Raw genomic sequence first — 25,065 nt, forward strand, 5'->3', positions numbered from 1 at the left:
GTTTATCAGCCGCGCGATCGGGCTCTCTATTGCAGCACGCCTATTGGTGAAGCCGATATTTGATCCGCGCGGGGCTTGGGATCTGGTGACCTTCGGCGGCACGCTGACGCTCTGCCAGATCTTCTGGATCATCCAAAGCCAGAGCGACATCGTCATCGCGGGCCGTCAGATGTCGACCTATGACCTTGGCCTTTATTCAGAGGCCTTGTTCCTCACGCTGATTGTAACAGGCCGATTCTTGCCGCCGATCAATGAGGTTGGGCTTGCCGCCTATTCAGAGCTGCACCGCGCGAACAAGCCGCTCGGCCCATACTTCTTGAAGACCGCCCGTATGGTGATGATGGTGACCGCACCGATATATGTCGGGCTGGCGCTGACCAGCGAAGCGGCCATCCTAACGCTGTTTGGTGAGAAATGGGCTGGCATGATCCCGATTGTCGGCGGGCTGGCGCTGGCAATGCCGTTCTTTGCCCTGCACCTTATCTGTTCGCCTGTTACCAATGCCATGGGCCGAACGCAGGTCTATCTAACAACCAGTCTGTGTGGCGCGATCATTATGCCGCTCGCATTCCTTTGGGGCGTTCAATTCGGAGCCATGGGCCTCGTCCATGCTTGGTGGGTCGCTGCGCCATTGCTGTGCTGCATCACGCTCTCGCTCACCTTGCCGCGCATCGGCGCCTCGCCGCTCGCTCTTTTGAAAGAGATAGCGCCAACGGCCGTCGCTTGCGGGGCAATGGCGCTGGTCGTGCTCGCCCTGCAAAGATACGCTTCATTCGGCTCGTCGTTCATTGATCTGGTGTGGAACGGCTTTGCCGGGGCCAGCGTATATGCCGCCACATTCTGGTTCGGATGGAATGCGAAGGTACGCGAGACATGGGGCCTGCTGCGCAATCGCGGCGCAGCGCCAGCCGCGGCAGGTGCTTAATCCTGCTGTGAATGCAAGCCCATCTCGCTTTGGTTTGGGCAATCATCAATCGTCTGGTAGTATGTTCTTCTTGGGCAGTGCGCAGCATCCCTAGTCAGCGCACATGGGAGGACACATTATGCATTATTTCTGGTATGGCCCCGCGCTTTCCATGGCTTTTATTGGCATGGGACAGCAAGCCGGGGATGAGTCGATTGCGCCCAGCTTCACCAATCCGAACACAGAGATTTTGAGCCTAGAAGAAGAGCGCAATGAGCGCATGACCGTGCCAGTGACCATTGATGGCGCTGGCCCCTACAACTTCATGATCGACACTGGCAGCCAAGCGACCGCCGTCACGCACGGGATTAATGATACGCTGGGTCTAGAATCGCTTGGCACCGCAACTCTGGTAGGCATGGCCAGCCGCCGCCCAGTTGAAGTGGTTGAGTTGGACAGCCTCGAGCTCGGCGGCAGCACGATCCATAACCTTGCCGCCCCGGTTCTCTGTAAAGATCACGTTGGTGCGGACGGCATCATCGGGCTCGACACATTGCAAGATTTCAGAGTGCTGATCGATTTCCGCAATGAGACCATGGTGATCGAAGACGTCACCAAAGAAAAAGCCAGTCAGCGCGGTTTTGAAATCGTGGTTCGCGCCCGTCACAAGCTGGGCCAGCCGCTGATTACCAACGCCGAGGTTGAAGGCGTAAAAACCACCGTGATTATCGATACGGGCGCGCAGGCCAGCCTCGCCAATAATGCGCTGCGCCAACGCATTCGCACGAAGCGCGCCGCGACGGTCCAGACCACTGACGTCAACGGCGTGTCCGCCTCCGGAGAAATGTCGTTCGTAAGGAGTCTGGAGATCGGCGGCGTCAACCTCAAAAATGTGCCGATCACCTTTGCTGACACGCCAGCCTTTGAAGCGCTGGGCCTGAAGGAGAAGCCGGTTCTGTCACTGGGCATGAACCATCTGAGGATGTTTGACCGTGTCGCAATCGACTTCTCGCGGCAACGGGTTTTGTTTGACCTGCCTCGCTCGGTTCGCCGCGACTTTCGCCGGAACCAGCCAACAAGCCGATACTAAGAAGGCTCTTAAGGCAACACAGCCGCCTGAGAGCCTTGCGCTTGTGATAAGGTGCGCCCACATGGTCGCCACCGATGCCGCCTGACACATCCACTTCTGCTGACCATGCAAACCGCCCGCCCGAGCCGGAAAGCTGGGCAACGCTCAAGCGGTTTCTTCCCTACCTTTGGCCAAAGGACAATCCAGGCCTGCGCTGGCGGATTGTTATAGCGATGGTGCTCGTGCTCGCGGCCAAGGGCGTCACTCTGGCGCTGCCGTTCGCTTATAAGCACGCCGCCGATGCGATGGCCGGTCCGGTCAGCGAAGGCGCAACAGTGGCGTTGGCCTTAGTGATCGCTTACGGACTGGGCCGCTTCACCTCGCTGCTGTTCGACAATCTGCGCAACATCGTGTTCGAACGCGTTGGTCAGGCTGCCACCTTGAGCCTGGCCGAGGATGTATTCCACCGCCTTCACCGCCTAAGCCTGCGCTTCCATCTGTCGCGCCGCACCGGCGAGGTCACCAAGATCATTGAGCGGGGCACCAAGAGCATCGACATGATGCTCTACTTCTTGCTGTTCAACATCGCGCCCACCGCCATTGAGCTGATCGCGGTGGGAGTGATCTTCTACCTGAATTTTGGCTGGGAACTGGTCGCCGCAACCGCTGTCACCGTGGTCACCTATATCGCGGTCACCCGCTGGATCACGGAATGGCGCACAAAGCTACGCCGCGAGATGAACGACCTTGATGGTCAGGCATTGCACCGCGCGGTCGATTCTCTGCTAAACTTTGAAACGGTCAAATATTTCGGCGCTGAGGAGCGCGAGGAAAAGCGTTACAGCCAAGCGGCCCGGGCCTATGCCGAGGCAGCGGTCAAGAGCGAAAACTCGCTCGGCCTGCTCAACATAACGCAGTCGCTGATCACCAATGCGCTGATGGCGGGCGCAATGGCCTACACCGTCTGGGGCTGGAGCAAGGGAGAACTGACCGTCGGTGATTTGGTGCTGGTCAACACCTTCCTGATGCAGCTGTTCCGCCCGCTCGATCTCCTCGGCTGGGTGTATCGCACGATCCGCCAGGGCCTCGTCGATATGGCGCAGATGTTCCGCTTGATGGATACAGAGGTAGAGGTGCGCGATGCGCCGGGCGCTCCGGCGCTCATCGTTCGTAAGCCGCATCTGGTCTTTGACAATGTGACCTTCGGCTATGACCCAGAGCGCACGATCCTTCATGGGCTTAGCTTTGAAGTGCCTGCCTCTGGCAATGTCGCAATTGTCGGCCCTTCCGGGGCGGGCAAGAGCACTATCGGGCGGCTGCTGTTCCGATTTTACGATCCCACCTCCGGTCGCATCTTGATCGACGGTCAGGACATCGCGCAGGTCGCGCAAGGAAGCGTACGCGAGGCAATTGGCATCGTCCCGCAGGACAGCGTGCTGTTCAACGACACGCTGCATTACAACATTGGCTACGGCGCCGCTGATGCGACCAACGACGTGATCGCACGCGCCGCACAAGATGCTGCGCTAACGCCCCTGATCGAAGGTTTGCCCGATGGGTTTGAGACCATGGTCGGCGAACGCGGGCTTAAGCTGTCCGGCGGTGAGAAGCAGCGGGTGGCAATTGCTCGCACTCTTGTGAAAGACCCGCCGATCCTGCTGCTGGATGAGGCAACCAGCGCGCTCGACACACGGACAGAACAGGAAATTCTGGCCACCTTGCGCCGCATTGCCGCTGGCCGCACGACGATCGCGATTGCGCACCGACTCTCAACAATTGCCGATGCGGATCAGATCATAGTGCTGGAGGCCGGGCGATTGGCCGAGCAAGGCACGCACGCTGAGCTGCTGAGTAAGCGCGGGCTTTATGCAGAAATGTGGGCGCGGCAGGCCAATGAAAGCGCGGAAGAGAAGGCAGCCGGCACGGAGCGGTGAGAGGCCAGAACGCCCCTCACCGCTTCCATGTCTCGCCTTTATTCGCCGCCAGCGGGCGCCGCAGCGGCTGACTTGCGCAAATCACTTGCGGCCAGATCGAGATCGTCAAAAGCGATCACTTCAACCTCGCCGCGCAGAGCCTGCAAGTCTTCCAAGAAGTCTTCAGCCTTGCCGACGATCACCAGCGATGTGCGATCCTTGGTCAGATATTCCGCTGCGACCTGAGCCGCTTCCTCAGCGCTCACATCAGACAGACGCTCCGCAATCTGGAACGCCTCATCCGGCTCAAGCCCGCGCAGCATGGCGCTCGCGACCAAGCCATTGAACCCGCCGCTGGTTTCCAGACTGCGAGCGATCGCTCCGCCCAGGAACAGCCGGCGCTTTTCAATCGCATCTTCGCTTGCCGGCTGAGCGCTCAGCTTTTCAAACTCTTCAAAGAAGACCGCCGCAACATCGTCGGCTGTCGCATGGTCAGTCTGCGCAATCGCGCGCCATACGGCGGCATCGGCCAGCTGAGGCATTTGCGAATAGGCACCGTAGGCCAAGGCGCGCTTGGTCCGAACCTCTTCAAACAAGCGCCCGTTGGAGCCTGAACCCAGCACCGTATTGGCCAGCCAGACGGGATAGAAATCCTCATCCGAACGCGAGATACCGCGAACGCCAGCGATCACGGCGGCTTGGCCCGCATTGGGCATATCGATCACCAAAGTGCGCGGGGCGGTGCCGCTGCCTGCAGGATTCGCGACCATTGCAGGCGGCGCGCTGCTCGCTTCCCACTCGCCAAACAGATTGCCTGCCAATGTCGCCGCTTCGTCCGCAGCAATGCCCCCGCTCACGACGATCTTGGCCGTCTGCGGATGCCAATAGGCCGCGCGGGTTGCCAGCAGATCTTCGCGGGAAATGTTCGGAATGCTGCTTACCGTGGCGACCCGGCCATAGGGCGCATCGCCATACATCACGCGGGTCGCGACCAATCCGGCGAGCGAGCTTGGATCTTTAAGCGTCGCGTCAATTCCATCCATCGCGCGCTTGCGTTCCCGCTCCAATTCCTCGGTCGGGTAGCTGGCATTTTGAATGATATCGACCAGCACCTCTCCGGCTTTGTTCAGATTGACCGTTGGCGCGGTCAGGCTCGCAAAGGTGCCGTCCGGGCTGCTGCTGATGTTAAGCGATGCACCAAGCGATTCCAAAGTCGCGGCAATCTCTGGCGCGCTGCGCGTGGCTGTGCCCTGATCGGCGAGGCTTGCGACGAAACCGGCAAGTCCTGCTTTGTCCGCAGGATCGCTCGCGTCCCCACCGGGGAACACGATCGTGATTGTTGCGATTGGCACGTCGCTGGTCTGAGTCGTCACAAGCGGAATGCCATTGGCCAGCGTGCTCGTCACAAAGTCGCTGCGCACCACCTCCGGCGCGTCAATCGGAGCTGGCGGCGCCATGCGCTCCCCTTCAGGCAGCAGCTCCAGCGGTTCGCCCGTGGCGGGAGGCACCCTTCCATAACTTGGGCGCGGCACCGGATTGGCATAGGTCGACGGATCATCCTCACCAGCCGTATAGGTCATCGACACTTTGGCATTTGGATCGAGCCATTTGGCTGCGACGCGCTGGACGTCTTCCGCGGTGACGGAGGCAATTCGGGCAAGCCGCGCATCGGCGGCATCGGGATTGCCGGTTGAGACCAAGGCCTCACCCAGCTCAAAGGCGCGCCCGCGAACCGTCTGGCGCTGAGACAGGGCTGAGGAGAAAATCTCGTTCTTCGCCTCAGTCAGCTCCGCATCGGTCACTGGCTCTGTGCGAACACGCTCCAGCTCTGCATTCAGGATGGCGTCCGCTTCCTCGGAATTCGCCACCGGGCTGAGCACGGCAAAATTGGCGATAAAGCCGCCGTCCATCGTCATTGTGTCAAAATGGGCGGCCTGAACCGCTTTCCCGGTGCGCACCAAGGCCGTGTGCAGGCGGCTACTTTGGCCGCGCGCCATGATCGCGGACAGCACTTCAATCGCTGCTGCGTCTTCGCTGCTGACAGGCGGCGCTTTCCAAATTCCGCCGACCACTGGCAAAGGGACATTGGGCGCGGTGGCGGCAATGGAACGCGGCTCTGTGCGAACGGGTTCATTGCCTTCGATCTCGAGGCTGATCGGATTATCCCGCGGTTCAATATCTGCAAAATATTGATCGACCAGCGCGCGCAGCTTTTCCATTTCGAAATTGCCGGCAACGATCAGGGTTGCTGTATCGGGACCGTAATAGGCCTGATGAAACGCACGAGCGTCATCCAAAGTCGCCGAATCCAGATCTTCGATCGAACCAATACCAGGGCGACGCATCGGCAGCACATCAAAAGCATTTTCTGGGATTACGATCCGCTGAAGCCGTCCATAGGGCGGTGCGAGCACCCGGGTGCGCAGCTCTTCCTTCACGACATTGCGCTCGTTCTCAAACACCTCGGCATCGACCACGGGGAATGCCATCCGCTCGCGGTGGGTCCACAGCATAGTCTCGAGATATTGCGCGGGCACTGTCTCGAAATAATTGGTGCGATCAATCCAGTTGGAGGCATTACGCTGGCCCCCGGCATCCTCGGTCAGTTTATTGATCATATTGTACGGCATGTTCACCGTCTTGCGGCTGAGGATATGCTCGAACAAATGCGAAAAGCCGGAGCGGCCTTCTGGGTCATGCTTTGAGCCAACCTTATACCACAGCGACGTCGTGACATTGGCGGTAGTGTTGTCTGGCAGGGCGATCACGGTCAGGCCGTTGTCCGGCTGCCAGCGGGTGTATTCGATTTTCGGAGCAGAGAGGGTTGGAGCCTCCTGCGCGCCATCGCCGGAATGGTCATCGGCAATGGCGGGTGCGCCCATGGCCAAGGCAGCGGTTGCAACGCTGGCAAGGAAAGTGCGGCGAAATGTCTGAGTGATCATGCTTTCAGTCCCCAATCATGAAAGTGTTGGGCACTGTTAAAGCCTTCTTAGCGCGCAAGCTCAAGCAATGATCGCGGGCTCGCTCGCCGAAGGGTTGAGAATCATCGACCTGCGTCGTTGGTGAGCTGCTTCAATATAGCCATCGCCTCGAGACGCCGGTCCCAGGGCACAAACAGATGATCGTGATGAAACGCCGCGATGACATTGCAAGATATACCGGCCTCGGCCAGCGCTGAGGATACGGCGGCGGTCAGGCCCACGGCTTCCAGATCAGAATGCACTTGCAAGGTAATGCGCGCGAACCGGGGCAGGCCTTCTGTCATCTCCAATTCTTGATCGAGTGGAAACACATAAGTGCTGCCCTCCTCTTCAAGCATGGAGGCAAACACGTCCGTGAGCTCTATCGAGAAATCGGTCCAGCGATCTTCATGCATGAACACATATGGCAGATCGTGCAGCAACGGATCCATGCCAGCCAGCATCGCGGCCAAATCACTGACGGGCCCGCCCATCACAGGATGTATTTCGACAGATCGCTATTACCAGCCAGCTCGGTCAGGCGGACTCGCACGTAATCGGCGTCGATTGCAATCGTCTCGCCCTGGTGCTCTTCGGCCTCAAAGCTAATCTCTTCGAGCAGTTTTTCCATCACGGTCTGTAAACGCCGCGCACCGATGTTCTCGACGCTTTCGTTCACTTGAGCAGCGATCTTTGCGATCTCAGAAACGGCGTCGTCTTTGAAATCTAGAGTGACGTCTTCGGTGCCGATCAGTGCGCGATATTGCTCGACCAGATTGGCCTTGGTCTCGCCCAGAATGCGCACGAAATCCTCTTCCGTCAGCGCGCGCAGCTCAACCCGGATCGGTAAGCGGCCCTGCAATTCAGGCAGCATGTCCGATGGCTTGGCCAAATGGAACGCGCCGCTGGCGATAAATAGCACATGGTCCGTCTTCATCGGGCCATATTTGGTGCTGACCGTCGTGCCCTCGATCAGCGGCAAAAGGTCGCGCTGCACGCCCTCTCGGCTGACGGAGCCGCCGCGCACATCAGAGACCGCGATTTTGTCGATCTCGTCTAGGAACACGATCCCGTTGGTTTCCGCATTGCGCAAAGCCGTTTGCGCAACATCGTCATCATCGAGCCGCTTGTCCGCCTCTTCATCGACCAGCTTGTCCCACGCCTCTGGCACGCGCATCTTGCGGCGTTTGGTGGGCGTTTTGCCGAGCGCTTTGCCCATCATGTCTGACAGGTCGATCATGCCCATATTGCCGCCCATATTGCCCATATCAAACGGCATATTAGGCGCCTCGGTCACGTCGATTTCGACCTCAACCTCGTTCATCGCGTCTTGAATGATGCGCTGGCGGAAGCTCTCGCGGGTCGCCTCTGAGGCGTTGTCGCCGACCAAAGCGTTGAGCAGGCGCTCCATTGCGGCATCAGAGGCCGCTTCGCGCACGGCCTCGCGGCGGCGCTCCTTTTCAAGCCGGATTGCTTCTTCGGCGAGATCACGGGCGATCTGCTCCACATCGCGGCCGACATATCCGACCTCGGTAAACTTGGTCGCCTCGATCTTTACGAATGGCGCCTCGGCCAGCTTTGCGAGGCGGCGGCTGATCTCGGTCTTACCGCAGCCAGTTGGGCCGATCATCAGAATGTTCTTTGGCGTCACCTCATCGCGCAAATCCGCGTTCAGCCTCTGCCTGCGCCAGCGATTGCGCAGCGCGACAGCAACGGCGCGCTTGGCGTCTTTTTGGCCAATGATATGCTCATCGAGCGCAGCAACAATTGCTTTGGGTGTAAGATTGTCTGTCATGATTATCCGTCAGGAAGAAAGAAAGTGGAAGCTCAGCGCCTAGCGAGCTTACACTGTTTCGAGTGTCACATTGCCATTGGTGAAGACGCAAATGTCCGCCGCCACGGCCATTGCCTTGGTCGCGATTTGCTCCGCATCACTCTCGTAATCAGCCAGCGCTTTCGCCGCAGCCAGCGCATAATTGCCGCCCGATCCAATCGCTGCGATGCCGCCTTCCGGCTCCAGCACGTCGCCATTGCCGGTCAGCACCAGCAAAGTCTCGCTGTCCGCTACGATCATCAAAGCTTCAAGGTTGCGCAGGTATTTGTCCGTACGCCAATCCTTGGCGAGCTCCACTGCAGCGCGCAGCAATTGGCCGGAATATTGCTCCAGCTTTTTCTCAAGCCGCTCAAACAAAGTGAACGCATCGGCGGTCGCACCGGCAAAGCCTGCGACGACTTTGCCGCCCTCGCCGATCCGTCGAACCTTGCGCGCATTGGGTTTCATCACGGTGTTGCCCATGGAAACCTGACCATCGCCCGCGATGACGATTTTGCCATCGCGCTTCACGCCAACAATGGTGGTGCCGTGCCACTGGGTCAGGCCGTGGCTCGCCGTGTCGTTACTCATGGCACGCGATATGGGCGCTCAATTCTGGCAATCAAGCTAGCGCTACTGCGCTCCAGTGGGTCCGACACCGGAGCCAACCGTGCCGATATTGCCGAACAAGTCTTCTAGGAAACCGCGCTCTCGGCCCAGGGTCGGCGTCTTGTCGCCATCTGGTGACAGGAACACGACTTGATCCAACCCAGCGTTTTCCACGGACGCTACATTGCCCGCCGCATCGAACTTAACCGCCAAAACGGAATGCTGCTGAATGCGGGGGCGCACCAATGGGCGGCGGCCCGTGACGCTGGAGACATAATACCAGGTTGGGTCGCCATATTGGCTGGTGAAACTTGGGCGGCCCAAGGTGCCTTCGACAGAACGCTGATTATCAATCCCAGGCTGGATCGATTGCAGCAAGACATTGTCGACGACATAGCCTCGCGTCTCTTGAATAGAAGAACACCCGGCCAGCGCCAGTCCAGCCCCAGCCACCAAGGTGAGCGCGCGGGCCTTGCGCCAGATGTTCGCGCCCGCTGCACTATCAAGCCTACTCATCGTGTCCGCCAATCCTTCAATTCATGACCAATGTAAGGCCATCTATTGCCGCACTTCAGCGGCTTCCTATATCACATTTCGCAAGGCTTTAAGCGGCTGACCCGCACCTTGCAACGCCGCTGTCTATCGCAGCCGGGGTGAATTGGTTGAATTCTGGCTGAATGCGGCAGAGATTTCTGCCCTCAAGGCTGAACTTTGAGGCGAAAGGGCCCTGAATGTCATTCCTATCGAAAATGCTCGGGACTGCGCCTGACCCGCGCGAGAAAGTGCGCCCGCTGTGGCACCGCGTGATCGAGCTTGCGCGCGAGCCGAGCTATTATTCAGAATGCGGCGTCGATGACAGCGTGGATGGCCGGTTCGACATGATCACCGCTGTGCTGAGCGTTGTGATCCTGCGCGTGGAGGCCGCTGAAATGCGCAGCGAAAGCGCCCTACTGGCCGAGCTGTTCGTTGAGGACATGGAAGGGCAATTGCGCGAATTTGGCGTCAACGACGTGGTCGTGGGCAAGCGCGTTGGCAAATTGATGGGAGTGCTGGGCGGCCGTCTAGGCGCCTATCGCAGCGCCTTTGGCGAGGGCGATTCTGCCAAAATCACGGATGCTGTCGCGCGCAATGTGACCTTTTTGGAAGGCCGCGATGAAGCCACCTCAGCCGCCTGTGTTTCCGGCAAGCTGCAAGAGCTCTCGGTTCGATTGGCGGCGCTGAGCGATGAGCAAGTGATCAAGGCAGAAGGCGTAGAATGAGCACATCTGAGCTAAGCCGCATGGTCAAGGTCCGACCTCTGCCAGCGAAGCCTATTGTGGTTGAAGCGGATGAGACCGAAAAGGCTGCGCTCGCGAGCCGGTTTGCGCTGGCCAGTATTTCGTCCCTGAGCGCCGAAGTGTCTCTGGAAGGTGCGGCGAATGGCGGAGTACGCGCCAACGGAACGATGCACGCCGCGTTCATCCAAATATGCGCCGTATCGGGTGAGGAATTTCCGGTTGAAGTGAGCGAAGAGATTGCGCTCAAATTCGTAGATGCAGAGACAACTCGCGCAGCCCTCGCCGATGCGACCGAAGACCTCGAGATCGAATTGTCCGATGAAGACCTCGACGAGATTGAATATTCAGGCGACGCCTTTGATCTAGGCGAAGCGGTCGCGCAAAGCCTGGGCTTGGCGATTGATCCTTACGCCGAGGGGCCGAACGCCGATGCAGTGCGCGCCAAGGCGGGTATTGTCGCAGAAGGCGAGCAAGACGGCCCGATGGCAGAAATGCTCGCCGCGCTTAAGAAGGGCTAATCCGTCTTCCACGGATTCAAGAACAGTTCCTCCACCGCGACATCGAAATAGGCCGCTAAGCGGTACGCCATCGGCAGTGAGGGATCGTATTTGTCGGCCTCCACCGCGATGATCGTCTGGCGCGAAACCTCCAGAGCCTCGGCAAGATCAGCCTGATTAAGGCCCCGCGCTTTGCGCAGATCGCGCAGGCAGTTCTTCATTCTGCCGCGCCCCGGCCGCGGAATTTCCATACAAGCCAGACAATGAGCATTCCGGCGAACTCAGCGCCGAATACATACCCCGCGCCCATACTCATTTCACTGTGCCGACCGGTCATCACCACGAGTGTGATCAGCATGATCACCGCTCCGATATTTCCGCTCCACCACCAACTGATCAATTGACCTTGCTGCTGAAGGTCATCAGTTTTTTGCCACCAAAGCCAAGATGCGAAAGCAACGACGCCTGCAACCGCAAACAAAGCGGGCAGGACGAATTCAGGATTCTCGACAGCACCGGTATTCTCAACGGCATTGCCAATGAAAAAGCCCGCGACCAGAGCGGTTCCCAAAGCCAAGGCGGCCGTCAGCCAAAACATCTTGCGGTACGTCATTTACGCATTCCTCTATTCAGCGATAATGTACAAATCTTTTAACATTTTTCGAGAAATGTCCAACTCTTTTAACATTCAGTGTTTCGACAAACAAAAAGCCCCGCAGAATTTTCTGCGAGGCTCTTTGATGTTTGGATTGGTTTGAACCGATCAGAACGGGATGTCGTCGTCGAGGTCATCGTAACCTCCGCCGCCGCCAGCGTTTCCGCCGCCTTGGTTACCCCCGCCAGAGCCGCCGCCACCTTGGTTCCAGCCGCCGCCACCTTGGCCGCCGCCCTGACCGCCGCCGCCGCCGTAGCCGCCGCCTGAGCGACCACCACCACCGCCGCCGCCTTCGCCGCGGCCATCGAGCATGGTCAGCGTGCCATCATAGCCGCGCAGCACCACTTCGGTGGAATAGCGATCATTGCCGGATTGGTCCTGCCATTTGCGGGTCTGAAGCTTGCCCTCAATAAAGACTTTTGAGCCTTTCTTGAGGTAGTTTTCGACCACGTTGACGAGGCCTTCTGAGAAAATCGCCACCGTGTGCCATTCGGTGCGTTCCTGGCGTTCGCCCGTGTTGCGATCTTTCCAGGTTTCGCTGGTCGCGATGCGCAGATTGGCGACCTTGCCGCCATTCTGGAAACTGCGAATTTCAGGGTCAGCGCCCAAATTGCCGATCAGCATTACCTTGTTGAGCGAACCCGCCATGTCTTGAAACCCTTTGCTTGTGTTGCCTGAGAACGCGGCAATGCCCGCGGCCCGTGTTTGCGATTCCCTATTGTCATAAGCGAGCGGGCAAGCAGAGGCGAGCGCTGAACGCGCTTATCCAGAACCTTATGTGCTTGGGTAACGCAAACGGCCGAGGAAGCGCGACAAGCTGAACGTCTCGCGCTCTCCGCCCAGAAACTTCGCTTTGGCTTTTTCAAACTTCATAACGCCGTCAATGCGGCGATCGAGGAAGGCATAGGTTGCCTCTTTGCCCTCGCTGTCATCATTGACGAAGACAGCCAATGTCGCGCTGTAGATCCCGGCCAGGAACGTGCGCTTAGTGTAGTGATTGTAATCGGTCGCGGTGTCGCCAGCGAGCCGCCACATCAGATCCGCTGAGTTCCAGCCGATCTTAAGCGATGCGGGCGCGTTATGAGGCATTGCCATGATCGAAAGCGCGCGGCGCAAGGCCTCGTCCAATCCGTCGACCGCTTTCAAACGAAACGCGACGAGTTCGCGAATGCGCTCGCGAATTTTCAGTTCACCCAGTTTTTCAGCGGGCCATTCCGCTTCCATCTGCGCGTCGATATTCTCGATCCACGCTGTGATCATGTCCATCGCGCCGCCGGGATAGGCCAGCTTTGCGACATCTGGATCAGCGCCCGCCATATCAGCAGCGGCTAGCAGCACTGTCTCGTTCCATCCATCAAAGATAGCCGAAGCCGCAATATCCGGGGCCAGCGCAACGCGCAGCTCATCCAGGGTCATGTCAGAAAAGTCGCTCATATCAGAAAGAAGGCCCGTAATTGCGATCCGTTCCCTTTTCTTCGCGTTCTTTATCGGCGCGCGTAAATTCGGCCAGAATGGCGCTGTTGGAATTCATCAGCTCAACATAATCCCGCGCAGAGCGCCCGGAATTGTCATTGCGGTCGGGGTCTGCGCCCTTGTCCAGCAGCAACCGGATGACCGCGGTGTCGCGCCGGTGTACGGCGGCGATCAGCGGCGTCTCACCAGATTTATCACTGACATCGACCTGCGCGCCGCGTTTGATCAGCTCCTCCACCCCATCAACAAAACCAAGCGTGGTGGCCATCTGCAGCGGGGTCACCCCCTTCTTGTCGCGGATATTGGGATTGGCCCCGCGCTGCAGCAGAAAGCGCACCCAAACGGTGTCGCGGCGGGCCACCACGATGTGCAAACCCGTCTCGCCAGAGGTGATGTCGCGGCTGTTGACGATGGTCGTGCCTGGCTCATTCAAGAAAGCTGTCGCTGCATCGCCGTCTCGCTCTTCAACCGCTTTGAGAAACTCAAAACCATCGGAGAAACCTTGCGCGGCGAGCGGCGCTGTCAGCACCACACTGCCAAGCCCCATGGCCGCTGCTCCGCCGCACGCCAATACCGCCGCAGCGCCAAAACTACGCAAAAATGAGCGCCCCAAGCTTCTATCCTTTCACATTTCCTGCCAGATCATTATTGAGGACGCAGTTAAGCGGAGCCCCGATGCTTCGATCCTTTTGAACTAAGCTCAGTTAGCAGACCATGAACCAGCGCGCCAACACCTTGAAGCCAGCCCGACGTTTTTTCGCGAGCCTCGCGCTCGCATGCAGCCTCGCATTGGCAGGCTGCTCTGGCATGCCAAACGCCGCCGCAGACGTGGGCGAGCCGCCGCTCGCCGGCGCAGACATCGGAGGCCCGTTCGAGCTGATCAGCTCCACCGGGGAAACCGTGCGCTGGGCGGATTTTGATGGGCAATATCGGATTGTCTATTTCGGCTTTGCCTTTTGCCCGGACATCTGCCCCACAGATGTACAGCGCATGATCCAGGGACTCGGCCAATTTGCCGAGAGCTCGCCGGAACGCGCTGGCAATATCCAGCCGATTTTCATCTCGGTTGATACGGAGCGCGATACGCCGGAGATCGTTGGCGAATTTGCCTCGGCCTTTTCCGATGATCTGATTGGTCTCACTGGCAGCGCTGAACAGGTCAAAACGGCGGCGGACAATTTCCGCATCTTTTATGAGCGCGGTGAAGACACGCCGGGCGGCGGGTATCTGATCAACCACTCGACGATCACTTATCTGTTTGGGCCGGGCGGCGAGCCGCTCGCCACTTTGCCAACCGATCAAGGGCCAGAGGCGGTCGCAGCAGAACTCGACAAATGGGTGAGCTAAGAGACGAATTTTGGACGCTTAAGCTGGCTGAGCTTAACCGCGCCGAATGGGAGGCCCTATGCGATGGCTGTGGGCGCTGCTGTCTGCATAAAATCGAAGACGCTGATACGGGCGAGATCACCGACACCAATGTCGCCTGCAAATTGCTCGATTGCGAAAGCGCGCAGTGCAGCGATTATCGCAACCGCAAAGCCTTCGTGCCGGATTGCCTGCGCTTAACGCTGAAGATCGTGGAAGACGTGCCTTGGCTGCCCTCAACCTGCGCCTATCGGATGCGAGCGGAGGGACGCGATCTGCCAGAATGGCACTATCTGATCAGCGGCGACCGCGAAGCGGTGAAGCATGCGGGTGTGTCAGTGGCAGGCCGGGTCGTGAGCGAGAATGATGCTGGCCCGCTGGAACATCACATCGTCCAATGGGGCGAAGGCGTGGACAGCTCGCCTTTCGTAAAGGCGGCTCCATGATCGATTGGCTACGCCGCGCAGAGAGCGACAAGCCCGTTACCCACGAAATTGAGCTGGGCGATCAAACCTTGCCAATTGCGCTGAGGCGAATGAAAAACGCCAAGCGGCTGACCTTGCGCCTTGCGCCCGATGGCAGCGAAGTGCGCATCAGCATGCCGGCCTGGGCGCGCACGGGCGAGGCGCTCAACTTTGCCCTCTCGCGCACCGAATGGTTGACCGAGCAATTGGCGCGCATCCCGCGCCGCTGTGCGCCTCAGCCCGGCGGTGAGATCCTGTTTCGCGGGGAGCCACTCCTCGTCGAGTGGTCGCCGGATGCCCCGCGCCGCCCGCTTAAAATGGGCGGTCAAATAAAGATTGGCGGGCCGGAAAACGCGCTGGAGAAGCGCCTCAAAAGCTGGCTCGAGCGCGAGGCTCTGGCGCTGTTCGAACAAGACGTGTCGGACTATTGCGAGCGCGCCGAGTTGGACAAAGTGCCCGTCGGCCTATCTCGCGCGCAAAAACGCTGGGGCAGTTGCTCTGAGAAAAACCAAATTCGGATCAATTGGCGATTGGTGCAGGCGCCCGACTTTGTTCGACGTTCAGTCGCCGCGCATGAGGTCACCCATCTGGTCCATTTCGATCACAGCCCGGCATTCTACGCGCTGCTCGATGATCTTTATGAAGAGGATATCAGCCGCGCTGACCGCTGGCTGAAAGAGCAAGGCCGCACGCTCTACACCAGCTTTGGCTAAGACGAGCGCCCACTCAAAAGCACCACTGGCATAGCGCCCCTTTGCGCCCTATATTGCCGCCATGCTGTCGAAATCGCGTTTCAATCCAAAGGCCGGCATTGCAGACTTCTGGTCGGAGTTTCGCAAGCCCAACCCCTATCGCTGGCCGATCCTATTCGTGTCTTCGCTGCCGTTTGCGCTCATCATGCTGTGGGCGACATCCGAAACCGCCTATATGCCGCCAGAGCGCCCAAGCGTGACCTACATCACCAGCTTTGCGCCGGACCGCACGGACGACGAAATCATCGCCTCCAACGAGGAAAATCAGGCCGCCAAGGACGCGCGCGCCGCCCGCATCGCGGAATATGAACAACGCAAACGCGATGCCTATAAAGCCCTAGGCGCAGCGAGCGGTTTCGACGTTGAAGAAATGGAGCGCCAAGCAGAGGCGGACCGCGCCGCAGAAGCCGCCGCCGAAACGGCGCGCCTGGAGGCGCTTTCCTCCCGCAACGAACAAACTTCGTCGGCAAGCAGCGAAAGCGAAGCGCCATAACTTTGCGGGCCGCACGTTCCGACGATGTCTGGATGGAGGCCGCCGCGCGGCTGTCTGCTCGCGCTCGTCCGCTCAGTCGCCCGAATCCGGGTGTCGCCGCGCTAGTCGTGCGCGATGACCAGCCGATTTCTCGCGGTTGGACGCAGCCTGGCGGCCGCCCACATGCAGAGGCGCATGCCCTATCCACTCTAGGCACAGACGGCGCGAAGGGTGCGACGATTTACGTCACACTGGAGCCATGTGCTCACAAATCAGAGCGCGGGCCATCCTGCGCCGACTTGCTGGCTTCTGCTCAGCCCGCGCGGGTTGTGGTCGGACAGAGTGACCCTGACCCGCGCACTGCAGGCGCTGGCGTAGAGCGACTGCGTGCCGCCGGGATTGACGTCACTATCCTTGACCATGCGGGCGCCGAGCGCAGCCTCGCTGGCTATTTGACGCGGGCTAGGCTCAGCCGCCCCTATGTGACGCTGAAGCTCGCAATGTCATTGGATGGATGCATCGCGCTGGCCGATGGGACCAGCCAATGGATCACTGGCGAAGCTGCCCGCGCTCATGTTCATGCTCAGCGGGCCCGCAATGATGCGATCCTCGTCGGGGGCAGCACATGGCGCGCGGATGAGCCGCGTCTCAATGTTCGCCTGCCCGGCCTTGAAGCGCGCAGTCCATCGCGCGTTGTGCTCACCCGCCGCGACGCGCCAGAGGGTGTTCAAGCCATTGCCGCGCCAAGCGAGATCGGCGGGCTTGAAGGCGTGCAGCACCTCTATGTTGAGAGCGGCGCGCAGACAGCGGCAAGCTTTCTGAAAGAAGACCTCATTGACGAACTTCACCTGTACCGCGCGCCCATCGTCATTGGCGACGGCCTGCGCGGCCTAGGCGCATTGGAGCTCAATTCGCTGGACGCGGCGCATGGTCGCTGGGCCAGTGCAGATCATCGCCAGCTTGGCAGAGACACGTTCACGTCGTATCTGCGTCAGCGCTAACAAGGAACGCATTCATGTTTACCGGAATTGTTACCGCCATCGGCACGATCCAATCCCTCGACCAGCGGGGCGATTTGCGCGTTCGGATTGCGGCGCCATTAGACCCTGCGCGGATCGACATTGGCGCTTCTATCGCGTGCTCTGGCGTGTGTCTGACAGTGATTGATCGCGGCGGAGAGGCCGGGGACGCCTGGTTTGACGTGGATGTCTCAGGTGAGACCGTATCGTGCACAGTTCGCGATATGTGGACTGAGGGCCGGACGCTCAACATCGAGCCAAGCCTACGCGTTGGCGATGAGATTGGCGGCCATATTGTGACCGGCCATGTCGATTCGATTGGCGAGGTTGTGCTGGCGAAAGAGCAAGGCGATTCGTGGAAGGTCGCGATCCGCGCGCGGGCCAGCATGGCGCCTTTTATCGCGGCCAAGGGGTCGATCACGATTGATGGCGTATCCCTGACGGTGAATGACGTGCGCGATCGCCAGGACGGTGCCTGCGACTTTGCGCTCAACATCATTCCGCACACCAGCGAGGTCACCACGCTTGGCAAGCTGACGGTGGGAGATCAGGTCAATCTCGAGATTGATGTGCTCGCGCGCTATCTCAAGCGGATGCAGAGCCTGCAAGCGGTTCGCTAACTTTCGTCCGCTTCGTCGTCGGACTCATTTGAGACGAGCGGCCCAGAGGCGAAGCTTTCAGCGGTAATTTCATAGACGATGTGGAGCACGCGCCTGCCCTGATATTGGGTAAGCTCGGTGCGGCGCGAACGCTCAGCACCAATGTTCTCCAGCGCGATGCGTGAGCGATAGTTGGTTTCCCCAACGCGAAAATCGACCCGCGCGACACTTTCAAAAGCGTGTGCGAGCATCAATCGTTTCATCTCAGGATTGAGGCCGCGGCCCCAATAGCGCGGGGCAATGAAGGTCCATCCGATCTCAACCGACCCGCCGTCCGCTTCGTCATACGTCTGAAACCGGGTCGACCCGATGATTGCATCTTTGGTTTTGTCGATGACCGCCAAGGCCCCGCCTTGCGCCAGCGCATCGTCGAAGAACGGGCGGAACACATCCTCGCGCCAGCGGTCGTGCATCGGGTGCTGTTCCCACACGGCGGGATCAGAGGCGATAGAAAACAGCGCCTCCCAATCCTCTTCTTGCAAAGGCCTTAGGAGAACCCGCTCACCTTCTAGGGTTGGCTGACGGTCCACCCGCGATTGCCCTCACACAGTAACGTCAGCAACGGCGGCGATGAACCGGTCGATATTGCCCATATTGAGGCCAGCAATGTTGATCCGGCCCGATGCGGCCATATAAATCCCATGCTTCTCGCGCAGTGTCGCCACTTGCTCTTTGCTCACAGGAAGCACGGAGAACAGGCCATTTTGCTGACCCAACGGCGTCAGATCGACCCCGCCTGTCTGTCCCGCCGCTGCTAAGCGGGCGCGCACTTCGCTCATCCGCTCACGCATTGTGTCCAACTCATCAAGCCAAACCCGTGTCAGCTCGCCATCACGCAAGATTTCGCGCACAGCAGAGCCGCCATGGTCAGGCGGCATAGACCAGCTTGCCCGCGCCAGCGCATTGGCGTTCGAAAACGCCTTGTCGAGCACGGCCTGATCGTCGGCCAAGATGTAAAACGCCCCGACCCGGTCGCGGTACATGCCAAAGTTCTTATCGCAGCCGTAAGCGATGAAGGCCTCTGGCACTTTCGCGAGCACGCTGCGCAATCCAGCTGCATCTTCTTCCAAGCCATCACCCAGCCCCTGATAGGCGGTGTCGATGATCGGGAAGATGCCGGTTTCCGCAATGGCATCACCAATCGCGTCCCATTGCTCAGCGGTGTATTCCACGCCCGTCGGGTTGTGGCAGCAGCCATGCAGAAGAATGCCGGAATTGGGCTGCGCAGAGCGAATGGCCTCCAACACGCCATCGATATTCGCGGTGCCATCCGCCTTGGCGTGCTCGAACGGAGCAAACTCCATTGCAATATCACGAAAGATTTGCGCGTGGTTGGGCCAGCTTGGCGTGCCCATATACAGCCGCTCTAGCCCAGCTTTCTGCGCCAGAGCCGCCGCGAGGCGAACTGCGCCGGTCCCGCCGGGGGTCTGCATCCCAGCGATGCGCCCGCCCATCGTCGCATCATCGCCAAAGATATAGGGCATCAGCGCATTGACGAAGCCCATGTCGCCCTCTGGCCCGAGATAGCTTTTGCTGTCTTGCGTATCGACCAGCCGCTGCTCCGCCGCCTTGATAGCGGCGAACACCGGCGTGTCGCCGTTATCCGTGCGATAGACACCGACACCAAGGTCGATTTTATCGGTGCGACTGTCGTCGGCGTAGAGCTTGATCAGCGCGAGCAGCGCGTCGGGCGATTGGGTTTCGAGTCGATTGAGCATAACGCCATGCGCAATGCCGCGTGGCGAGCAATGCCGCAACCAGCTTTTGCGTTATTGCAGCTGAGTTATGCGGAACAAATCACGTTTTGCTTAGAACGGCAGCCAGCGCTGCTTCTTGGAAAACTTCATATAGCCCGCGTTCACGCCCAGGCGCAGGCCAGCGCCGACACGGATTGGGATCAGCACAACGTCGCCTTTGCGCATGTAGCTCGCGTGCATACCGCCCACGAGATAGGCTTGGCCTTCGCCCGCTGGATAGCGCTCGTACAGCTCCTCGGTATCGTGGAGGTTATAGACCAGCACAAAGGTGTTGCCTGCATTGGCGCCCGCGTCAAAGCCGATTGATGGGCCGGTCCAATAGACTTTCCGCTCGCCCTCGATCTTGTGGTGCAATGTGCCAGAGCCATAGCGCGCGCCGACGATGAACGCGCCGCCAGCCTCGCGGCCGATGATATAGCCGTTTGGCTCGCCCTGCTTCTTAAGCAGATCTTCGATCAGTCCGGCCAGGCCCTCTGCGCCTTTGCCGAACACGCCTTCAGCCGCGCCGATCAGATCATCTTCGCCGTATGTGTCGGCATTGGCCGCCTGGATCGATGGATCAGCGCCAACCTCACCGCCCGCATCAGGGTTCGTCCATTCAGGGGCCGTCTGCGTATCGTTTGAATAGGTGGCAAACTCATCATCAAATGTCGGCTGCGCTGGCTGCGGCGCAGGCGCAGAGACACCCCATGCGGTCGAAGTGCCATCGTTCGCTGGCACCGGCACGGGCGCATTGCTGCCCGTTGCTGCGGCGCTGGCCGGATCGAGCAAGTCGCCATCGATTGGCGCAAGATCGGCCTGAGCGGAGGCATCATAAGCCTCATCTGGATCGAATGTTTCCACCCCTTGGGCAGACAAAGGCGCGCTCAAAAGCGCGATGCTTCCCGCGAATGCGATACCCGTGCGAGTGATCAGCTGCTGTAAAACCATCAGGTTTAACCTTCCTATTGCCGTTTTCAGGCCTGTTCAGGGCCGAGCAGAGTCCTTTGCTGCACGCGCGACAATTACCTGGCGATGAATCGAATCGAAAACACGATGAACCGAATCGATTTCCCGATGGATCGCGCAAACAGGGCGGTTTAGCGCGCGGCTGATACGCGTAATCACGGCGCGAGCCCGCCTGGGCCGCCCAACAGATCCGCCCTATCCGCTGCCCCTCGCCAATTTTTTGAAAAGAGGTACCTTGCCGCTGGCAATCGCCGCGCCTATAGCGCGCCTTCGCAGCGAAAACGCAGTGCGAGCGTTGCGGAGACGTGGGTGAGTGGCTGAAACCAGTTCCCTGCTAAGGAACCATACCTACTACGGGTATCGAGGGTTCGAATCCCTCCGTCTCCGCCACCTATACCATCCCAAGATGTCCAACGAAGTGCCTGAAAGTCCGGGAATTCTGGGCTTTTTAGGTCTTGCATTGGAATTTTTGTTCTTATTATGCTCCTATCAATTCCGCTGTTTCTTTGATTCATTGTGGGAGCGGACAGATTATGGATGGTCATGGGAAAGCTCGCCGCACTGCAAATTCGCAATCTGAAGACACCCGGTAGATATGCCGATGGTGATGGACTCACGCTAGTTTTGAAAGGTCCAGGCAAAGGCTATTGGGTTCTAAGGGCGACAATCAAGGGCCGAAGACGCGATATCGGGCTTGATCCGATTGCTGAGCGGGAGAAGGCAGAGAGGGTTGTGCCGACCTTTGCCGAGGCTGCGCGAAAGGTTCATGCCGAACAAAAAGCAGGCTGGAAGAACGGCAAGCATCAGGATCAATGGATCACAACTTTAGAGAAATACGCCTTCCCCAAACTGGGCCAAAGATTGGTCAATGATATCGAAGGCCCGTTGATCCGCGAATGCCTGTTACCAATTTGGCTCGAGAAACCTGAAACTGCGCGCCGGGTGAAGCAACGCATTGGAGTCGTTCTAGACTGGGCCTATGCCAATGGAATGCGCGCAACCGAGGCTCCAATGCGTTCATTAGAACGAGCGCTCCCGCGTCAACCCAAGCGCGACAATCACTTTGCAGCTATGCCCTATTAAGAGGTTCCCGCGTTCATGCGGCACCTTTGGAAGCGGGAGAGCGTCGCACGACTGGCGCTGGAGTTCCTGATTCTATGCGGTTCGTGTTCTGGCGAAGTTCGCGGTGCCAAGTGGTCCGAGATCGACCTTAAAGACAAGCTCTGGACCATTCCCGCTGATCGAATGAAAGTTGGCAAGGAGCATGTCGTACCTTTGAGCGATGCAGCTCTAGGCGTGTTGGAACGCGCGAAACCATACTATGCCCCGTGCAGCGATCTGATCTTCCCAGGACGTAATGTGATGCGGCCAATGTCCGATATGACGCTCCTCAAGATCCTCCGCTATGCCAAGCTGCCATACACAGTGCATGGCTTTCGATCTTCATTCCGGGACTGGGCAGCGGAGCAAACCAGCTACCCGGGCGAGGTTGCTGAGGCGGCGCTAGCACACGCTGTAGGCAACAGATTTGAGGCCGCCTATCGGCGCACCAACTACCTCGAGAAAAGGCGCGAGCTGATGCGTGAATGGGCAAACTTTTGCACGAATGAAGGGCCTAGAAAGGGAACAATATAAGCCCTGCAAGCGTGCTATCATCGATGGCAGTCCCTACGATCTGGACGAGGCGCAATGAGGCCCAAACGCTCCAAGCGGCGTTGCTATGCAGCCACGACTTCATCGCGCAAACCGGGCACGGCATGGTGCGTGAGCAGCGCATCCAGAGCGACGGTGATGAAGACATTCTGGCGCACGGGATCGGTACCCGGTCTGTCATGGTGACTTTCGACATCGCGGTGCCAAGCATCGAAAATACAATCGCCAATCACGATGCTTGAGCTAACCCGGCGTTCTTCTGCCTGAGCCTTAATCCACTCGGCTACGAGCGGCGTGACGTAGGTCACCAAACGGTGTTCTCTTTGCATGAATCCAGATTCCTTTTGTTTTCAAAGAACCTAGCCCACCCTGCGGAAGGCGAGTGCCACTCTGGCACAGCAAAATGGGTGTAGGAAACATCGAATTTCCCCAATACAATCAATGCTATAAGAATTTTTGGACCATTTTAGCACAGTCGAAATACTCACTGGCACGTGACTGGCACAGAAGGTCCACTTTTGGAAAAGGGCGTTCAAACAACTGTTTTATAGGTACTTTTCGGTCCTTCCTCTGCAGAGTTCGCTGCGTACGGTGTGCCCGAAGTTGCTCCCCATATGTGCATGGTCTGATCAACCACCACCCCGACCGTTCAATGGCAGAAAAGGCACCGGTTTCACATGGATTATCTAGCCCAAACCGGGCTTGTGGGGAAGTCGTAAGGACGAAAGCTTGCTCTCGTTGCTGCCCGTTTTGGTAACAGATAGCCACTTCGACAGGGCGAACTAAAACTCGCAATTTGCTATCAGCAAAGGCCTCAATGTAGTGCAGTTTACATGCGGTCGCTATGCTTGCTTCGTCCGCTTTTGGCAGTCCAAATACCTTGAAGCTATGACCGACCTTGGGTGTGAAAGCGGCCAAGCATATCGTAAAGAGTCAACGGAAGTTAGGTAATGAATGGCTACTCGGCTGCCATTGCTATCGGCGAGTGCTGAGGCCCGCGAACCAGTTTGCCAGGCAAAGCTCCAGTTGGCTGACCGTTCTGCTGGATGACAACACCAGAGACAATAGTTGCGGTGTAGCCTTTCGCCTCTTGCTGCAACCGTTTACCACCTGCTGGCAGATCGTAGACAATTCTGGGTTTTCTCAGTTCCAGATTAGCATGATCAATCACGTTGATATCAGCCTTGTAGCCCGGTTGCAGAAGACCGCGATCTTCCAAGCCGTAGGCGGTCGCTGTATCATGGCAATGGGCCTTTACAGCCCAAGCCAGATCCACTTTATCGCCGCGTGTTCGGTCGCGTGTCCAATGGGTCATCAATGTCGTGGTAAAACTGCCATCACAGATCATACCGACATGGGCACCGCCATCACCCAAGCCCAGCACAGTTTTGGGGTGAAGCATCATTTCGCGCACCGCTTCTAGGTCGAAATCGGCATAGTTGAGGAAAGGCGTATAGAGCAATTCGCTACCGTCGTCTGCTATCAGCGCATCATAAACAATGGACTCCGGCGACACGCCTTGGCGCTCTGCCATCGCTGCAATCGAGGCGTCTTGAGGCTGTTCGTAGTTAGGCACATCGCCAAGAATAAACATGGCCGGATAGTTCCTGAGCACGACCGCAAACGGATTGTCAGTTGCTTGCGCTTCTTCGGCTAGGATGCGCTCCTTAACCTCGGGCTTACGCATTTCCGCAAGCCGCTCTGTCAATGACAAATGCTCGATCTCACGATAGGCTGGATTTTGTGAGAACGGGTTCATACTCGCCTCCAGCCCAAGCAGAACGCCAACCGGACGCGTGGCCACCATCCCCTTGATATTCGCGTTCTTCCCATTGGCCGCTTCGATCCAGCCCAGCAGATTGCGCCACGCATCAGGAGACTGGGCCGACTGACCAAGAGACAGGATAATGGGGCGACCTGATCCGGTTGCAAGATTTTCCAGCATAGCGAGTTCTTGCTGGCCATCGGTGAAGTCTGACACGATCTGCAAAATTCCAGTACCCGCTCGGGCAAGGCCTTGCGCAATCCCAGCCAATTCCTTTTCTGCCGCCTGATAGCTTGGCGTTGGATCGCCTTCACTTGTCCGGTGATTGAAGGTTCGTGATGTCGAGAAGCCTAAGGCCCCGGCTTTGATTCCTTCCTCGGCAAGCCGAGCCATTTCGGCAATGTCTTCATTGGTTGCTGGCTCTCGGTTCACACCGCGTTCGCCCATAACATAGACCCGCAATGGCCCATGCGGCACTTGGCAGGCGAAATCGATATCGTGGGGTTTGGAATCAATCTCATCCAGAAAATCTGAAAAGCTCTCCCAATTCCAAGAAAGGCCTTCGGAAAGGACAGGGTTGGGAATATCTTCAACCCCTTCCATCAGCGATATGAGACGGTCGTGATCTTCGCTGCGACAAGGCGCGAATCCAACTCCGCAATTGCCCATTACGACCGTGGTGACGCCATGCTCGGACGAAGGGGTCAGGCGTTCATCCCATGTAGCCTGGCCATCATAGTGGGTATGAATGTCAACAAAGCCCGGAGTGACGATTTGCCCCGACGCGTCGATTTCTTGCTTGCCCGTTCCACTGACCTGCCCAACTTGAGCGATAACGCCATCGGCGACCGCGATATCGCCGCTATAGATTGCGCCGCCCGTGCCATCAACGATAGTTCCGCCTCGAATTACCAAGTCCCATTGATGGTTACTCATGTTAGTAACTTTCGTTTTTTGTCCGGCATAGGCCTGATTCCGTTTACTAAGAAGCGCCGTCAATCCTAGTCAAATTTGTCTCAGTTTGCGAGGGGATTGGATTCG

General features: G+C 58.4%; 28 protein-coding genes and 1 tRNA gene (1 of these 29 only partly in view). 14 read left to right on the forward strand and 15 right to left on the reverse strand.

Translation table 11 applies throughout. From position 1 onward, the window contains the following. The 3 genes from AC0V6M_RS02825 to AC0V6M_RS02835 all read left to right on the forward strand — a co-directional run. Nucleotides 1–925, forward strand: partial view of a lipopolysaccharide biosynthesis protein gene (locus tag AC0V6M_RS02825; RefSeq protein ID WP_486137354.1) — the 3' portion only. 638 nt of this gene lie to the left of the window's left edge; the window shows 925 of its 1,563 coding nt (coding positions 639–1,563); its start codon lies off the left edge, out of view; the stop codon is at nucleotides 923–925. A gap of 118 nt (nucleotides 926–1,043) precedes the next feature. Continuing rightward, complete coding sequence (locus AC0V6M_RS02830) at nucleotides 1,044–1,994, forward strand: aspartyl protease family protein (protein ID WP_486137355.1); 951 nt, start codon at nucleotides 1,044–1,046, stop codon at nucleotides 1,992–1,994. Nucleotides 1,995–2,068: 74 nt separating this feature from the next. Next, the gene (locus AC0V6M_RS02835) at nucleotides 2,069–3,907 is read left to right on the forward strand and encodes an ABCB family ABC transporter ATP-binding protein/permease (RefSeq protein ID WP_486137356.1); all 1,839 of its coding nucleotides are present in this window, start codon (nucleotides 2,069–2,071) and stop codon (nucleotides 3,905–3,907) included. Nucleotides 3,908–3,945: 38 nt separating this feature from the next. On the opposite strand, the gene AC0V6M_RS02840 is transcribed toward AC0V6M_RS02835, so the two are convergent. The 5 genes from AC0V6M_RS02840 to AC0V6M_RS02860 form a co-directional block, all read right to left on the reverse strand. Then, nucleotides 3,946–6,828, reverse strand: coding sequence for a M16 family metallopeptidase (locus tag AC0V6M_RS02840; protein WP_486137357.1), 2,883 nt, complete (start codon nucleotides 6,826–6,828; stop codon nucleotides 3,946–3,948). Nucleotides 6,829–6,929: 101 nt separating this feature from the next. Further along, entirely contained in the window at nucleotides 6,930–7,340 is a 411-nt protein-coding gene (locus AC0V6M_RS02845; protein WP_486137358.1) for an ACT domain-containing protein, read from the reverse strand. Further along, nucleotides 7,340–8,641, reverse strand: a complete 1,302-nt coding sequence (gene hslU, locus AC0V6M_RS02850) for an ATP-dependent protease ATPase subunit HslU (RefSeq protein ID WP_486137359.1) — start codon at nucleotides 8,639–8,641, stop codon at nucleotides 7,340–7,342. The genes AC0V6M_RS02845 and hslU overlap by 1 nt, the downstream gene beginning before the upstream one ends. Nucleotides 8,642–8,689: 48 nt before the next feature. Then, nucleotides 8,690–9,250: an ATP-dependent protease subunit HslV gene (gene hslV / locus AC0V6M_RS02855; protein WP_486137360.1), complete on the reverse strand. Its 561-nt coding sequence runs from the start codon at nucleotides 9,248–9,250 to the stop codon at nucleotides 8,690–8,692. Between the two features lie 42 nt (nucleotides 9,251–9,292). Continuing rightward, nucleotides 9,293–9,784: an outer membrane protein assembly factor BamE gene (locus tag AC0V6M_RS02860; protein WP_486137361.1), complete on the reverse strand. Its 492-nt coding sequence runs from the start codon at nucleotides 9,782–9,784 to the stop codon at nucleotides 9,293–9,295. Between the two features lie 215 nt (nucleotides 9,785–9,999). Here AC0V6M_RS02860 and AC0V6M_RS02865 point away from each other — a divergent pair, with 215 nt between their 5' ends. Continuing rightward, nucleotides 10,000–10,527: a ubiquinol-cytochrome C chaperone family protein gene (locus AC0V6M_RS02865; protein WP_486137362.1), complete on the forward strand. Its 528-nt coding sequence runs from the start codon at nucleotides 10,000–10,002 to the stop codon at nucleotides 10,525–10,527. Further along, nucleotides 10,524–11,063 (forward strand): YceD family protein, encoded by a 540-nt coding sequence (locus tag AC0V6M_RS02870; protein WP_486137363.1) that lies wholly within the window; start codon nucleotides 10,524–10,526, stop codon nucleotides 11,061–11,063. Before AC0V6M_RS02865 ends, AC0V6M_RS02870 begins: the two co-directional genes overlap by 4 nt. Here the strand turns inward: AC0V6M_RS02870 and AC0V6M_RS02875 are convergent. From AC0V6M_RS02875 to AC0V6M_RS02895, 5 genes are all read right to left on the reverse strand, one after another. Then, nucleotides 11,060–11,263: a helix-turn-helix transcriptional regulator gene (locus AC0V6M_RS02875; RefSeq protein ID WP_486137364.1), complete on the reverse strand. Its 204-nt coding sequence runs from the start codon at nucleotides 11,261–11,263 to the stop codon at nucleotides 11,060–11,062. The two genes, AC0V6M_RS02870 and AC0V6M_RS02875, sit on opposite strands and share 4 nt — an antisense overlap. Beyond that, nucleotides 11,260–11,613 carry a hypothetical protein gene (locus AC0V6M_RS02880; protein WP_486137365.1) on the reverse strand — a complete coding sequence of 118 codons (354 nt, stop codon included), beginning with the start codon at nucleotides 11,611–11,613 and terminating at the stop codon, nucleotides 11,260–11,262. Before AC0V6M_RS02880 ends, AC0V6M_RS02875 begins: the two co-directional genes overlap by 4 nt. 192 nt (nucleotides 11,614–11,805) lie before the next feature. Next, complete coding sequence (gene ssb / locus AC0V6M_RS02885) at nucleotides 11,806–12,345, reverse strand: single-stranded DNA-binding protein (RefSeq protein WP_486137366.1); 540 nt, start codon at nucleotides 12,343–12,345, stop codon at nucleotides 11,806–11,808. Between the two features lie 126 nt (nucleotides 12,346–12,471). Then, on the reverse strand, nucleotides 12,472–13,131 hold the full coding sequence (locus tag AC0V6M_RS02890; protein ID WP_486137367.1) for a COQ9 family protein: 660 nt from the start codon (nucleotides 13,129–13,131) through the stop codon (nucleotides 12,472–12,474). A gap of 1 nt (nucleotide 13,132) precedes the next feature. Continuing rightward, nucleotides 13,133–13,783, reverse strand: coding sequence for an ankyrin repeat domain-containing protein (locus AC0V6M_RS02895; protein ID WP_486137368.1), 651 nt, complete (start codon nucleotides 13,781–13,783; stop codon nucleotides 13,133–13,135). 194 nt (nucleotides 13,784–13,977) lie between these two features. Here AC0V6M_RS02895 and AC0V6M_RS02900 point away from each other — a divergent pair, with 194 nt between their 5' ends. The 6 genes from AC0V6M_RS02900 to AC0V6M_RS02925 all read left to right on the forward strand — a co-directional run bounded on the left by AC0V6M_RS02900 (nucleotide 13,978) and on the right by AC0V6M_RS02925 (nucleotide 17,862). Then, a complete protein-coding gene (locus AC0V6M_RS02900) occupies nucleotides 13,978–14,517 on the forward strand; it encodes an SCO family protein (RefSeq protein WP_486137369.1) in 540 nt (179 codons plus the stop codon). Continuing rightward, nucleotides 14,505–14,981 carry a YcgN family cysteine cluster protein gene (locus tag AC0V6M_RS02905; protein ID WP_486137370.1) on the forward strand — a complete coding sequence of 159 codons (477 nt, stop codon included), beginning with the start codon at nucleotides 14,505–14,507 and terminating at the stop codon, nucleotides 14,979–14,981. The genes AC0V6M_RS02900 and AC0V6M_RS02905 overlap by 13 nt, the downstream gene beginning before the upstream one ends. Further along, the gene (locus AC0V6M_RS02910) at nucleotides 14,978–15,712 is read left to right on the forward strand and encodes a M48 family metallopeptidase (protein WP_486137371.1); all 735 of its coding nucleotides are present in this window, start codon (nucleotides 14,978–14,980) and stop codon (nucleotides 15,710–15,712) included. The genes AC0V6M_RS02905 and AC0V6M_RS02910 overlap by 4 nt, the downstream gene beginning before the upstream one ends. A 61-nt stretch (nucleotides 15,713–15,773) precedes the next feature. Further along, the gene (locus AC0V6M_RS02915) at nucleotides 15,774–16,244 is read left to right on the forward strand and encodes a hypothetical protein (protein WP_486137372.1); all 471 of its coding nucleotides are present in this window, start codon (nucleotides 15,774–15,776) and stop codon (nucleotides 16,242–16,244) included. Next, entirely contained in the window at nucleotides 16,241–17,224 is a 984-nt protein-coding gene (gene ribD / locus AC0V6M_RS02920; RefSeq protein ID WP_486139558.1) for a bifunctional diaminohydroxyphosphoribosylaminopyrimidine deaminase/5-amino-6-(5-phosphoribosylamino)uracil reductase RibD, read from the forward strand. Before AC0V6M_RS02915 ends, ribD begins: the two co-directional genes overlap by 4 nt. A 14-nt stretch (nucleotides 17,225–17,238) precedes the next feature. Then, the gene (locus AC0V6M_RS02925) at nucleotides 17,239–17,862 is read left to right on the forward strand and encodes a riboflavin synthase (protein ID WP_486137373.1); all 624 of its coding nucleotides are present in this window, start codon (nucleotides 17,239–17,241) and stop codon (nucleotides 17,860–17,862) included. Here AC0V6M_RS02925 and AC0V6M_RS02930 read toward each other — a convergent pair. The 3 genes from AC0V6M_RS02930 to AC0V6M_RS02940 all read right to left on the reverse strand — a co-directional run bounded on the left by AC0V6M_RS02930 (nucleotide 17,859) and on the right by AC0V6M_RS02940 (nucleotide 20,588). Beyond that, nucleotides 17,859–18,431, reverse strand: coding sequence for a GNAT family N-acetyltransferase (locus tag AC0V6M_RS02930; protein WP_486137374.1), 573 nt, complete (start codon nucleotides 18,429–18,431; stop codon nucleotides 17,859–17,861). The two genes, AC0V6M_RS02925 and AC0V6M_RS02930, sit on opposite strands and share 4 nt — an antisense overlap. A 12-nt stretch (nucleotides 18,432–18,443) precedes the next feature. Next, on the reverse strand, nucleotides 18,444–19,619 hold the full coding sequence (locus tag AC0V6M_RS02935; RefSeq protein WP_486137375.1) for an amino acid aminotransferase: 1,176 nt from the start codon (nucleotides 19,617–19,619) through the stop codon (nucleotides 18,444–18,446). A 90-nt stretch (nucleotides 19,620–19,709) separates the two neighbouring features. Then, nucleotides 19,710–20,588: a DUF1134 domain-containing protein gene (locus AC0V6M_RS02940; protein ID WP_486137376.1), complete on the reverse strand. Its 879-nt coding sequence runs from the start codon at nucleotides 20,586–20,588 to the stop codon at nucleotides 19,710–19,712. 317 nt (nucleotides 20,589–20,905) lie between these two features. Between AC0V6M_RS02940 and AC0V6M_RS02945 the strand changes: the two genes are divergently transcribed. From AC0V6M_RS02945 to AC0V6M_RS02955, 3 genes are all read left to right on the forward strand, one after another. After that, nucleotides 20,906–20,996, forward strand: a tRNA-Ser gene (locus AC0V6M_RS02945). A gap of 153 nt (nucleotides 20,997–21,149) precedes the next feature. Next, nucleotides 21,150–21,689, forward strand: coding sequence for a tyrosine-type recombinase/integrase (locus AC0V6M_RS02950; protein WP_486137377.1), 540 nt, complete (start codon nucleotides 21,150–21,152; stop codon nucleotides 21,687–21,689). Nucleotides 21,690–21,704: 15 nt separating this feature from the next. After that, nucleotides 21,705–22,241 (forward strand): tyrosine-type recombinase/integrase, encoded by a 537-nt coding sequence (locus AC0V6M_RS02955; RefSeq protein WP_486137378.1) that lies wholly within the window; start codon nucleotides 21,705–21,707, stop codon nucleotides 22,239–22,241. Between the two features lie 83 nt (nucleotides 22,242–22,324). On the opposite strand, the gene AC0V6M_RS02960 is transcribed toward AC0V6M_RS02955, so the two are convergent. Together AC0V6M_RS02960 and AC0V6M_RS02965 are read right to left on the reverse strand one after the other, a co-directional pair. Further along, entirely contained in the window at nucleotides 22,325–22,588 is a 264-nt protein-coding gene (locus AC0V6M_RS02960; RefSeq protein WP_486137379.1) for a hypothetical protein, read from the reverse strand. A gap of 629 nt (nucleotides 22,589–23,217) precedes the next feature. Next, complete coding sequence (locus tag AC0V6M_RS02965) at nucleotides 23,218–24,960, reverse strand: N-acyl-D-amino-acid deacylase family protein (RefSeq protein ID WP_486137380.1); 1,743 nt, start codon at nucleotides 24,958–24,960, stop codon at nucleotides 23,218–23,220. Between the last annotated feature and the right edge of the window lie 105 nt (nucleotides 24,961–25,065).

This window comes from Erythrobacter sp. JB3-1 (genome assembly GCF_057364995.1).